At 44.3% G+C, this 12,625-nt stretch carries 8 protein-coding genes and 1 pseudogene; all 9 read left to right on the forward strand.

Annotation, left to right across the window (positions count from 1 at the left end; all coding sequences use genetic code 11):
• Positions 1-192: pseudogene (locus NDI34_RS16455) on the forward strand (hypothetical protein); the annotation flags it as partial.
• A gap of 1,200 nt (positions 193-1,392) precedes the next feature.
• Complete coding sequence (locus NDI34_RS16460; RefSeq protein WP_348233188.1) at positions 1,393-2,412, forward strand: hypothetical protein; 1,020 nt, start codon at positions 1,393-1,395, stop codon at positions 2,410-2,412.
• A 334-nt stretch (positions 2,413-2,746) separates the two neighbouring features.
• Positions 2,747-3,226: a chemotaxis protein CheW gene (locus tag NDI34_RS16465; protein ID WP_348233189.1), complete on the forward strand. Its 480-nt coding sequence runs from the start codon at positions 2,747-2,749 to the stop codon at positions 3,224-3,226.
• Positions 3,204-4,553 carry a CheR family methyltransferase gene (locus NDI34_RS16470; protein ID WP_348233190.1) on the forward strand — a complete coding sequence of 450 codons (1,350 nt, stop codon included), beginning with the start codon at positions 3,204-3,206 and terminating at the stop codon, positions 4,551-4,553. The genes NDI34_RS16465 and NDI34_RS16470 overlap by 23 nt, the downstream gene beginning before the upstream one ends.
• Positions 4,543-6,141, forward strand: a complete 1,599-nt coding sequence (locus NDI34_RS16475) for a methyl-accepting chemotaxis protein (RefSeq protein WP_348233191.1) — start codon at positions 4,543-4,545, stop codon at positions 6,139-6,141. The genes NDI34_RS16470 and NDI34_RS16475 overlap by 11 nt, the downstream gene beginning before the upstream one ends.
• Positions 6,142-6,165: 24 nt before the next feature.
• A complete protein-coding gene (locus NDI34_RS16480; protein WP_348233192.1) occupies positions 6,166-6,915 on the forward strand; it encodes a chemotaxis protein CheW in 750 nt (249 codons plus the stop codon).
• Between the two features lie 17 nt (positions 6,916-6,932).
• Positions 6,933-10,007 (forward strand): hybrid sensor histidine kinase/response regulator, encoded by a 3,075-nt coding sequence (locus NDI34_RS16485; RefSeq protein WP_348233193.1) that lies wholly within the window; start codon positions 6,933-6,935, stop codon positions 10,005-10,007.
• A gap of 1 nt (position 10,008) precedes the next feature.
• The gene (locus NDI34_RS16490) at positions 10,009-11,055 is read left to right on the forward strand and encodes a chemotaxis response regulator protein-glutamate methylesterase (RefSeq protein ID WP_348233194.1); all 1,047 of its coding nucleotides are present in this window, start codon (positions 10,009-10,011) and stop codon (positions 11,053-11,055) included.
• Positions 11,056-11,064: 9 nt separating this feature from the next.
• Entirely contained in the window at positions 11,065-12,591 is a 1,527-nt protein-coding gene (locus NDI34_RS16495) for an adenylate/guanylate cyclase domain-containing protein (protein ID WP_348233195.1), read from the forward strand.
• Positions 12,592-12,625 lie beyond the last annotated feature (34 nt).

The following is a 12,625-nucleotide window of genomic DNA, read 5'->3' on the forward strand; positions in this document are numbered from 1 at the left end:
AGCTACGACGAACGGCTAGAAAAAGGACATCATCGTATCGAAAAAAGACAAGTTTGGAGCGTCCCAGTTTCTCAACTACTACCTTTGCATCAAAAATCTGATTGGCTGGGTCTTCAGACCGTCGTCATGGTGGTGCGGGTTCCACAAGTGCCGAACCCGCACCACTCACTTGTGAAGTCCAGTTTTATTTGACCAGTTTGGAAAGTAACCCTTGTAAGCTGGGACAGGCTATTCGACGATTTTGGGGCGTTGAGAATGGCCTGCATTGGACAATGGATGTCACCTTCAGAGAAAATGCGCGCCCATGTCCGAACTGGACATGCACCTCATAATCTTGCATTATTACAACGGATTACCTGAACGCTCTAAACCGAAAGCAATCTTTTCGCCGTAGTAATCGCCAAAAATCTCATCGAGCCACAATGGATAATAATTACATGCTTACTATTCTTGCTGGAAGTTTATCCCAACATGATGATATCTCTAAATCCCCTTGTCAATAGCATTTGAGACGCGCTCACCCTGTGCAAATTGTCTGGTTGGTATTGTAAAGGCATCAACGACAGCAAGGTGTAGACTCGCTTGCTAGGCGTGGGCAAGAATTGTTTCCATTTTTCTTGCTTTTCTAAATGTTTTTCACGCCCTTTTCTCTCATTTTTTTGCTGTCAACGCAAATCCAAGAGAATTCCTATATTTAGCCTTGGGAGCATGTAGCTTGTCACTCCCCTAGCGCTCGCCTGGCTCTTTGACTATGTAATATCACTATTCACAATGGGATTTTGGCAACTTTTTCCTACTGAGAAGAATTTGGGGTTCGGTGTCATTTTCTTGCACCAATCATTTGTGCATTAGTAGTTTATCCTGATTGGTGCAAGATATGAGTTAATCCTACAATGACCAAAATGTTTCTGTGGCTTTACAAGGGTAGGCATTGGCTGCATAAAGGTAGTATGCTTCCGCCTGCTTATACTGATATTACGTTAATCTACGCATATCCTATTAAGTACCTATATCTCATTTCCGTATATATACGGTTTCTTTAGTAATTAGTAAATTTTACGCTGCTAAGAGAACACTTCTAGGTGGCTGTATAAAATTAATTTTTTGCTCTATTCCTTGAAATTATAATCTCTATAAAAAATCTTTCAGCCTACCCTGAAAAATTCTCCATAGATAAAAAAAGCTTTTGAAATTGCTTATTTATAAGTAATTCTAACCGTCATTAAGATTTTGTCAGTTAAGGCAGTCCAAGCATAACCTATTCCCCCTGTATCCGACGACACGGGAAGAAGTACATATAATTTGCTACATCTTGTTCTTGTTTGCAAGTTTATAAACAGGGAGCTGGTAATAAAATAATTTTTGCAAGCGTAGTTTTGGAGTTAACCTGACATGAGTTCGTTAAATTCTCAAAATTTGAAGTTGCCAGATCGTTCTGAGGAAAATCTTGAACAAGTTCCCAGTACATTTGCTTCGGCGATTGCCAGAGTCAAAGACTTTGCTCTTCAAGAGTTCGAGCGAGAAATTGCGCGCTCGCAGCTTTACTATCACACCTGCGAGCATATTAGTGGCGTACAGCGTCGAGCGAAGATTATTTTTCAAGCAATCCGCCCTGATTGGGAAGTCTCCATAAAAGACAATGCTGCGCCCGACTATATTGCACGAATGCAACTACTGCTAGATATCTGTGCAACTGCCCATGATATGCTGCAAATATTTGTTCATCAAACTCAACCTCACCAGTCCAGGCGACGTGAGACTGGTGTAAGTGAGACTGCAACAATTGAAAAGTTGTTTGAATACATTAACACCTTAAATCAACAGCAATGCGAACAGCATGTGAATAATCCTGCTCGGTTCACAGATGCAGATTTATTGGTTATTCGAGACGCAATTGAAGCCACAATCTGCATATACGAGCCATCTGAACAAACGATTTATCAACCTGCTCTTTATGACGCCAGCAAACCTATATCACCTATAGCTAGAATTATTGCCTTAGCGGATATTGGAGCATTGGGAATGGAAGGAGTAGCAGCTTATGAACAAGAAGGTAGTCTTTTGTTCTTAGAGGAAAATCCAGATGTCATCCCCATCTTATTCAATCAAGAAATTAAAACTTTGGCGTCGGATAATCCAGAACTTTATGAGAACATTCGGCAACGTCTTCTGAAGCGTGCTCGCTTCCAAGTTAGCTTCGCCAAGTCACGACTGAATCGATATACCTATGAGATTGAAGGTTTGCCAGGAGACACCAGTAAAGCTTTAATTTATAACACATTTAAATGTTTAAATATGACGACAATTCAAGAAATTGAATTAACAACTCCTACAGCCGAAAATACACCACTTGAAGTATTAATTGCTTTCTTCAAGCTGGAGCATTACATCAGTAGAATAATGGAGATGTAGAGTAAGGCTATCTGGCTTTTACTCTGCAAAACAGCCTAGCGAATAAATGTGTAAAGGTAGCGCCTAAAATTTTGTCTAAAATCAGTAAAGATTTCTAAAGGATGCGCTACCTCAATAGACGAGCGGGGAACCTTAAGAAAAGAAGTTACTCCAAGGAGATATGAGAACAACTTTTAGCAAGGGCATGAGGGGAGAGCGTTAGGATTATTTAATGTTTTTAGCAAAATTTGGGAAGTTTATGAACCTTCATCTCTTGCATTACTTTCCTGATTATCAGCCTAAGTGAAATTACTGACATTTATACCTAGTCTTTGAGGAATTAAAAGGCATCACCATGTTAATGTTACTCTTCTATATTGGAAAAAATTCGTATGCCATCGAGAGTTCTCGCGTGGTGGAAGTAATTCCTGGAGTTCCTCTGAGGAAAATTCATCATGTACCGGATTATGTAGCAGGGTTATTTAACTACCGGGGTAAAATCGCACCTGTTATTGACCTTTGTCATCTGATTCAGGGGAAACCAAGCCGCTTTCAATTGAGTACGCGGATTATTATGGTTAGTTCTTCGGGTAAGGATAATAGCCTACAATTCCTCGGCTTGATGGCGGAACGGGTTATCAAGACATTGGATAAGCCAGAAACTGAATTAGTAAATTCCGATGCTCGAATGAACGTAGCGCCTTATTTGGGCGGAATGATTTTAGATCAAAACGGGATGATTCAGCGAATTCATCTGGAGCAGCTATTCGCAGATGCAAGACGTGTTTATTTATCAGCAGCGGGAGCACCAAATGATGACATTAGCAAAAATTGAAGCCTTGTTGAGTAAAAAAATTGGGATTGCGGCTAATATCATCGGCGAGCGCAAAATTGCTAAAGCAGCTCAAAATCGTCAAATTGCTTGTGGTTTGGCCGATTTAGATACTTATTTCAAAATTTTACAAACTTCAAATCAGGAATTAGAAGAACTCATTGAACAAATTGTTGTTCCAGAAACCTGGTTTTTTCGCGATCGCAAACCCTTCGATCTGCTGATCAACTACGTCCAATCTGAGTGGTTAAAGAAATCAGGTTCAACTAAGCTGCGCCTGTTAAGCGTACCTTGCTCCAGTGGCGAAGAGCCTTATTCAATGGCGATCGCGCTAATCGAGGCAGGTTTGTCTGTAAATCGGTTCAGCATTGATGCAATCGATATTAGCAAACACGCGATCGCCAAAGCGCAGCGAGCGATTTATGGTAAGAACTCATTCCGAGGCGAGGACTGGATTCACCGGGATCGTTACTTTCAGCAAACTGTAGCGGGCTATGAAGTCATTGCACCCGTTCGGAGTACAGTGAATTTCCGGCAGGGCAATCTTTTAGATGTGTTTTCCGCTGCCCAAAGCAAGTATGACATTATCTTCTGTCGTAATCTATTAATTTATTTGGAACCCACTGCCTGTACTCAAGTTTTCAATACCCTGGATCGTCTCTTACTGCCTAACGGATTACTTTTCGTTGGAGCAGCTGAAACCGGAAAAGTCCCCAGCGATCGCTTTATGTCGATTCGGCAATCTTTTACATTTGCTTACCGCAAATCTGAAGCCATTCAATTGCAGCCGCCAGTGATAGAGACCTCAGTATCTACTGACTTAAAGCAAAGCTTACAATTCAACAAAAACCGTGTAACTCCAATTGAACAGCCCAACTCTTTAGTAGGAAACGCTACATTTACCAGGAGCGTTATCCGTCGCCCTGCTTCTCAATTGCCTTATAACCCAATTCAATCAACATCTGAAAAAAACCATATAAAAATTAATTCTGGGCTTGAATTGGCCAAACAGTTAGCCGATGTCGGACAAGTAGAAAAGGCGATTAACTATTGTCAAGACTATTTAACTCGCGACTTTACTAATAGTGAAGCATATACCTTACTAGGTACGTTATATCAAGCAAAAAGTGAAAACTTTCAAGCCGAACGATGTTTCCAGAAAGCACTTTACCTGAATCCTAATTGCTACGAAGCCCTAATGCATCTATCTCTTTTGAAAGAGCATCGCGGCGATATTACGGGTGCAGAAATACTTCAGCAGCGAATACAGAAAGTACAGCAAACTTCCCATTCATCCGAAAAACAAGGAGGCAGTCATTATGTTAAGTAATGTGTTCAAAGATCAATCTCTTCAAGGTCGCATTAAGACTGCTTTCAATTTCATGGGAGCATTGGTTCTTATCGTAGGGCTAGTTGGCTTAATTTCTACCTTCCGCTTAAGCGGCAACGTCGATACATTAAGCAATAATAGTTTGCCGAGCCTGGTTGGATTGTGGAAAGTAAACGAAGGACAAACCCAGGTTGAATCGTCAGAACGAGCTTTATTGGTTGCCGGATTAACAGCGCAGGAACGACAAGCTGAGTTAGAGCGAATCAAAAAAGCTTGGAGTCAAATCGATGAAGGGTTTAAGCAGTATGAAGCAACTCCTAGAACGGAAGAAGAGAATAGAAACTATAAAAAGCTTCAGAGCAACTGGGATAGATGGAAGAGCGATCATGAAGATTTTCTCAAGCTTAACCAGCAATTTGAAAGTTTAGGAATTCTGCATCCCTATGCCAGAGAAGTGGAGTTGTTCGGTCAAAATCAAACTAACTCTATAGAAATAGCAAATGCTCGAAAAGCTGCTGGTATTTTTGAGCAGCTACGTGATCGCGCCAAGGCAAATCGTGCCTCCTTTGAAACCGCAACAGCAGCACTTCTAGAAGCCCTGAGAATTAATGAAGATACTGCTATTGCAGCAGAAAAAAATGCAGCTCAAGCGATTAGCCAGTCGCAGTTTTGGACAACAGTCGCTATGCTGCTCGGGCCTGTGGTAGCAATTCTTTTAGGACGTTTTCTCAGTAATGCGTTAATTCATAGCTTGCAACAGTCAGTTGTGCAAATCACAACCTCAGCAACTCAAATTGCCGCATCTGGTAAAGAATTGGAAGCAACGGTTGCTGAACAGCTTGCTTCCACCAATGAAGTCACTGCCACTGCACAGGAAATTGCTGCAACCTCCAGAAATTTGGTAAAGACAATGGAGCAAGTTGCTGGTATGGCTCAAACAACTGCAACCTCTGCAAACGACAGTCAGGATGAGCTGGCAGAGATGGAAAATGTTATGAGGCAACTGGCAGATGCAACAACTTCTATCTCCTCAAAACTAGGAGTGATGAATAAAAAAGCCGGGAACATCAACAATGTCGTAACCACCATCACAAAGGTCGCAGACCAAACCAGCCTCCTGTCGCTGAATGCGGCGATTGAAGCAGAAAAAGCGGGAGAGTATGGTGCGGGCTTTGCAGTCGTTGCACGAGAAATTCGACGACTTGCCAATCAAACGGCAGTCGCCACGCTGGAAATTGAGCAAATTGTAAAAGATATGCAATCGGCAGTTACGGTTGGTGTGATGGAAATGGATAAATTCAATAACTCGGTAGGCAGTAGCGTAGATCGAGTCAGCAAAATTAGCGACCAAATTGCGAAAGTCATCAATCAAGTGCAAAGTTTGCCGCCTCGATTTGAACACGTCAGCCAAAGCATTGAAGACCAATCAGAGGGGGCGCAGCAAATTAGCGAGGCAATGGAGCAACTCGGTCAAGCTTCCCATCAAACAGTGGATGCTCTCCGCGAAACGAATAGTGCCTTGGAACAACTGGATGATGCAGCCCAAGGATTACGCAAAGAAATTTCCCGCTCTAAGGCGTATCGGTAAAGGCTATTGACCAACAAAACAGTTATGAATAACCCTTTAACCGAAGCATTAGCTGTAGAAAGCCTTTTAACTGACGAGCGTCCCGCCCTAAATGACTGCTGGAACCAAATTGGGGTCATGGGCGATCGCTCGTGCGGTCAACTGGCAACTGTAATGCATTGCTATGACTGCCCAGTTTATGCAGAAGCTGGCGATAGTTTGCTAGAACGCGAACCACCGCTGAATTATCTAGACGAGTGGCTCAATATTCTGGGAGAAATACCCGTCGAGCAAGAGGACGTAGAAGGCGATGGAATAGTCATCCGCACAGCAGAAGCTATTTCTGTGATGATCTTTCGCCTTGGGCATGAGCGATTAGCCCTTCCAGTCCGAATTCTGCAAGAAGTCACCCCTCCTTGTGTCATTCAACCCCTGCCCCATCGCAGTAACGAATTATTTTTGGGACTGGTAAATATTCGGGGGGAAACTTTGCTTTGCGCTTCCCTGAGCCATCTGTTGAATTTAGAACCGACTAAAGAGACTTCCTCCACTGCTACATCCATCAATGCAAAACGAATGATGATGGCGGGGCAGGGAAACGATAAGTGGGTCTTTCCGGTTGATGAAGTTCATGGAGTTTACCGCTTCCACCTAAATGAATTACGAGATGCCCCTGTTGTAATTACTAAAGCCACTGAAGCTTACACCCAAGGAATTATTCATTGGCAGGGCAATAAAGTCAATTATCTCGATTCTGAATTGTTGTTCTACACCCTCAATCACAAAATTTTGTAGCAGGTCATGGAGCGGATATGAGCGATCACTCCAAGTTGGAGCTATTTCGTCAGGAAGTTGAAACACAGGTCAGCATCCTCAAGGAAGTGCTTCCCATACTAAAAACGCAACCCTTGTCTATGCTCGAACTTGGGCAAGCAATTCAAGCAGTTCACTCGGTCTGGGGAACTGCCCGGATTGTAAAGATGGAGGCGACTTCCAATCTGGCACAACTCATTAAGGAGTGTTTAATTGCCGCTCAAAACAAGACCGTTACGCTTGGCGATGAGCAAATTGATGTCTTACTTCATGCTGGCGATTTGCTTTTGGGTATGAGCAGAGCGGTAGAGGGGGAGCTTGAGCGTTGGATGACAGAGCATTCCTGGGATTTGGCAACGACCCAAAAAACTATTTCGATCGTCTTGTCCTCTGGAGCTACCATGATGGCAGTTCCTCCAATTCAGGCGAGTGAAGTAAGTACTGAGGTGTCTTCATTTAGTCAAGAGACAATTGTGCAGGCGACATCTTCTGAGTCTGTGCCGAAGACAACTTTACTTGTCCCTTCTGATAAGGGAGGACACGAGGAGATCGCGATCGCTAATCCCTCCAACCCAACTATTACAACAACACCTACAGCACCCTCTGTTGTGACAGCGACGCTTAATACTGTTATCACAACAACACCTACAGCACCCTCTGTTGTGACAGCGACACTGAATGGCGATGACTCCATGATGGAGTTGTTTCGTCTGGAAGCAGAAGCACAAGTCGCTATCTTGAATGAGGGACTGCTGGCATTAGAAAGCAATTCTCAATCTACACAGGCATTGGAAACATTAATGCGGGCCGCCCACTCGATTAAGGGGGCTGCCCGCATTGTTGGGCTTGATGCGTTAGTCAATCTAGCTCATGTGATGGAGGACTGTTTTGTTGCAGCACAGAACAAGACAGTCGTACTGAGTCCCGATTGTGTGGATGTACTGCTTCAAGGCGTGGATTTGCTGCAAGGTATCGGTCAAGTAAGCGATGCAGAGTTACCTCGTTGGTTAGCAGAACATAATTCGGAATTTGAAATAACAATAGCGGCGATCACTGCTATTTTGACCCCTGGAGCTGCACCTAAACTTGGCAAGGGGGAAGTCATACAGGGAGAAGCCGAGAATGTAGTTTCTGTGCCCCGTGTTTCAGTCGTTCCCACAATCTCTGAATCATCCCTAGCAGAAATTCCTAACGGCTCTAGCATTCACCCAACCTCTGAGCCTACCGTTATTGTCGTAAATCAACCTGAATCATCGCCATCAGGTGTTATGGTGCAGGAACGTCCAGAGCGGATACCATCTTCTAGTTCTGCATCTGAACAGGCGACTACTCAAGATCGGGTAGTGCGCGTCAGTGCTGAGAACTTGAATCGAATTATGGGTCTAGCAGGGGAGTCACTCATTGAAGCAAACTGGCTACAACCCTATGCAGACTCCATGATGTCTTTAAAACGGCGTATGGTTGAGCTTTCTAGAACCCTAGAACAGTTGCAGGATTCCCTTGAACGCGGGGTCGTTTATCAGCAAGAAGGAAAAGAGTACCTGGAAGAGGCAAGAAACCAAGAACAGGAATGTCTTGATTTTCTAGGCGATCGCTTGGGAGAACTGGAGCTATATGCCCAACGGACTGCTAACCTTAGCGATCGCCTCTATCGCGAAGTTATTACCTCGCATATGCGTCCCTTTGCGGATGGCGTACAAGGCTTTCCGCGCATGATCCGTGACTTGGCACGCAAGTTGAATAAGCAAGTTAGGTTAGAAATTGTCGGTAAAGCAACATCGGTCGATCGCGACATTCTCAAAAAGCTGGAAGCTCCGCTGACTCATATCCTGCGAAATGCAACGGATCACGGAATCGAACTTCCAGACCAACGGACTGCTGCTGGAAAACCACCTGAAGGTATGATTCGGCTAGAGGCATTTCATCGGGGCGGAATGCTAGCGATTACCATTTCTGACGATGGGCGAGGGATAAATCCCGAGCAGTTGCGTCAAAAGGTGGTTAACAAAAACTTGGCAACTTCAGAAATGGCAGTGCAACTTACCGATGCTGAACTGATGGAGTTTCTGTTTTTACCTGGATTTTCAACGGCTAAACAGGTAACGGAAATTTCTGGGCGGGGTGTGGGTCTGGATATTGCTAAAAGTATGGCACAGGAAGTAGGCGGGACGGTGCGTGCTATGTCCCAACCAGGCAAAGGAACGAGTTTCCACTTCCAGCTTCCGCTCACGCTGTCGGTTGTTCGCACGCTGTTGGTGGAAATTTCTGGCAAGCCGTATGCGGTTCCCCTAGCCCGCATCGACCAGATCGTTACTGTGGAGCGATCTGATATTTCAGATGTGGAAAATCGCCAATACTTCACGATGAACCAGCAAAATATTGGTTTAATCACCGCCCATCAAGTTTTAGAATTACCTGAGCCACCGCCCAATCCAGGTTCGCTGTCTGTAGTTGTGATTAGCGATCAATCCAATCCGTATGGTTTAGTGGTGGACAAGTTTTTAGGCGAGCGCGATTTAGTAGTTCGACCGCTAGATCCCCGCTTAGGCAAAGTCCCCGATATCAGCGCCACATCTCTGATGGGAGATGGATCGCCGATTCTTATCGTTGATGTATCAGATATGGTGCGATCTATCGATGCTATCCTCAACGCCGGACGATTAGCAAAGGTTGGAGTTGATGCAGCGGAAGTTATCGCAGACAAGCGCAAGAAAGTTTTGGTTGTGGATGACTCGATCACCGTGCGGGAAATGGAACGTAAGCTGCTGGAAAATCGCGGCTATAGCGTGGATGTTGCTGTAAATGGGATGGAGGGATGGAATGCAGTTCGGACTAACCACTACGACTTAGTGATCAGCGACATTGATATGCCACGTATGAATGGCATTGAACTGGTGAAGCAAATGAAGAACCATCCCCGTTTGCATTCCACTCCTGTGATTATTGTGTCCTATCGCGATCGCGAGGAGGATCGGATTCAAGGCTTAGAAGCAGGTGCCGATTACTACCTAACGAAAAGTAGTTTTCATGATGCAACTCTAATTGATGCTGTCGTGAACTTAATTGGGCGTTGATATGAGAATTGCAATTGTTAATGATTTGGCGATCGCAACTGCTGCAATCCGACAAGTTTTGCAGGCTGTTCCTGACTACCAGGTGATTTGGACTGCGCGGGATGGCGCTCAAGCAGTTGCCAAGTGCGCTCAAGATACTCCGGATATCATCTTGATGGATATGCTCATGCCTGTAATGGATGGTGTGGAAGCAACCCGTCAGATTATGAAACACTCTCCCTGCGGGATTCTTATTGTTACAGCCAGCGCTGAGAAAAATGTCGCCAAAGTTTATGAAGCAATGGGACACGGTGCATTAGATGCGGTTGATACACCCGTTTTGAGTGGGGCAGACAGCGCTAAGACAGCAAACAATCTACTCGCTAAACTTGCCAGAATTCGCAAACTGTTAAAACAGCCTTCTTCAAGCATTCAGCCAAAAAACTCTACTTCGTTGTTCCAATTGGAGGGACGGAGTGGACTTTCATCTAGTGTATCTACTGTCCCGTTAGTGGCAATTGGCTCGTCTACAGGTGGCCCGAAAGCATTGGCAGCCATTCTTTCCCAGCTACCTGCTAGTTTTGGTGCAGCGATCGCCATCGTGCAACACGTAGATGCTCAGTTTTCTAGTGGATTCGTTGATTGGTTGAGACAACAAACAGTATTGCCCATAAGAATTGCGCTTGCGGGCGATCGCTTGGAAAAGGGAACAATTTTAGTTGCAGGTACCAACGATCATTTGTATTTAAAACCGGACTTGACTCTTGGCTACACTAAAGAGCCGATTGATTATTCTTATCGTCCATCAGTTGACGTATTTTTTAAGAGTCTTGCTGAACGTTGGACGCGCAAGGGAACTGCTGTGCTGCTGACTGGGATGGGTCGGGATGGTGCTGAAGGATTAAGTGCATTGAAACTTCGAGGTTGGCATACGATTGCCCAAGACAAGGATAGTTGTGTTGTATATGGAATGCCTAAAGCAGCAGTAGAGTTGAATGCTGCTGTAGAGGTTTTACCACCAGACGCGATCGCTACCAGCCTCCGCCAAAATATGACGCTGAATCGCTAATTCACACTTATGACAACTTTGAGCGACGAGCAAATAACGGTTTTATTAATTGACGATCAATCCATCATTGGCGAAGCCATTCGTCGGATGTTAGCGCCCGAACAAGACATTATATTCCACTACTGTAGCGATCCCACTCAAGCCTTTGATGTTGCCTCAGAGTGTCAGCCAACTGTCATCCTGCAAGACCTGGTTATGCCCCAGATGGACGGCTTGCTGTTAGTTCGGTTTCTACGTTCTAAAGACACTTCTACCTGCAATACTCCGCTAATTGTATTATCCAGTAAAGAAGACCCTATTATTAAAGCCAAGGCATTTGAACTGGGCGCAAATGACTACTTAGTGAAACTTCCAGATCGTATGGAATTGATAGCCCGCATTCGCTATCATTCAAAAGCTTATTTAAATTTCCTTAAGCGGCAGGAAGCTGAAGGACTTTTTAAAGCTGAGATTTTGCGTCAAGCAGCATACATTGAGCAGGTGGGTAAGGTGACAACTGCTGCTTCAGAGGTGGAGCGAGATGCTTTTCAAGCGGATGCACTAACAGAGGTTGCTAAACGTAGCGACGAATTAGGACAACTGGCACGAGTCTTTACTCATATGGTCAAAACCGTCAAAGCACGGGAGAAGGAATTGACTCAAGCAAATCAACAGTTGGAACAACTTCTGACAGCATATGGTCGCTTCGTTCCCCATGAATATTTGCGCTTTCTGCGGAAGAAAAGCATTACTGATGTGCAATTAGGAGATCACGTCAGTAAAGTTATGGCGGTGATGTTTTCTGACATCCGCTCTTTTACTACGCTGTCTGAAAAAATGACTCCTAAAGAAAATTTTGCGTTTGTCAATACTTATTTGCAGCAAGTTAGTCCAGAAATTCGTACCAATCATGGCTTGATTGTCAAATTTCTGGGAGACGGTATGATGGCAGTTTTCCCGGATGGAGCCGATGATGCTTTGGCAGCTGGTGTTGCTATGTTTAGAGTTGTTGAACAATTCAACAAGGGACGAAATCAGGTAGGAGAGCAACCAATTCAAATTGGCATCGGTATTCATGTTGGTCACATGATGCTAGGCATGGTCGGCGAAGAAGGTCGGATGCAGGGAGATGCTTTTTCCGACAATGTTAACTTAACGGCACGGTTGGAAGGGTTAACTAAGTTTTACGGTGTTTCTCTTCTGATTTCTCAGCAAGCGCTAGAACACTCAACGAACGCCGATGAATACAAATTGCGCTTTTTAGATCGGGCGATTGTGAAGGGACGAAATGAGCCGATTGCCGTTTATGAAGTGCTGGATGCAGAACATGAAGATGTCAGAATATTGAAGTTAAAAACAAAACTAGATTTTGAACAAGGAGTGGAATTATATCGCCAGAAAGATAAGCTAGAAGCTGCGAGAGACTGTTTTGAGAAGGTGATTGCCGTAAACCCTTCCGATAAAACTGCACTACTTTATTTGGAGAGAATTCAGCAATTGATGGCGCGGGGCGTTCCTGATAACTGGAATGGTGTTTGGAGTTTTACAGAAAAGTAATTTGTTTGGGTTAATTAGGTGTTATGTAAACTTT

Origin of the sequence: Trichocoleus sp. DQ-U1 (assembly GCF_039961925.1) — a bacterium.
Lineage (GTDB): Bacteria > Cyanobacteriota > Cyanobacteriia > Cyanobacteriales > FACHB-T130 > FACHB-T130.

Coding starts and splice junctions, on each gene's coding strand:
- NDI34_RS16485 (WP_348233193.1), top strand. CDS start 6,933: ATGAGCGATCACTCCAAGTTGGAGCTATTTCGTCAGGAAGTTGAAACA.
- NDI34_RS16460 (WP_348233188.1), top strand. CDS start 1,393: ATGAGTTCGTTAAATTCTCAAAATTTGAAGTTGCCAGATCGTTCTGAG.
- NDI34_RS16490 (WP_348233194.1), top strand. CDS start 10,009: ATGAGAATTGCAATTGTTAATGATTTGGCGATCGCAACTGCTGCAATC.
- NDI34_RS16475 (WP_348233191.1), top strand. CDS start 4,543: ATGTTAAGTAATGTGTTCAAAGATCAATCTCTTCAAGGTCGCATTAAG.
- NDI34_RS16495 (WP_348233195.1), top strand. CDS start 11,065: ATGACAACTTTGAGCGACGAGCAAATAACGGTTTTATTAATTGACGAT.
- NDI34_RS16465 (WP_348233189.1), top strand. CDS start 2,747: ATGTTAATGTTACTCTTCTATATTGGAAAAAATTCGTATGCCATCGAG.
- NDI34_RS16470 (WP_348233190.1), top strand. CDS start 3,204: ATGATGACATTAGCAAAAATTGAAGCCTTGTTGAGTAAAAAAATTGGG.
- NDI34_RS16480 (WP_348233192.1), top strand. CDS start 6,166: ATGAATAACCCTTTAACCGAAGCATTAGCTGTAGAAAGCCTTTTAACT.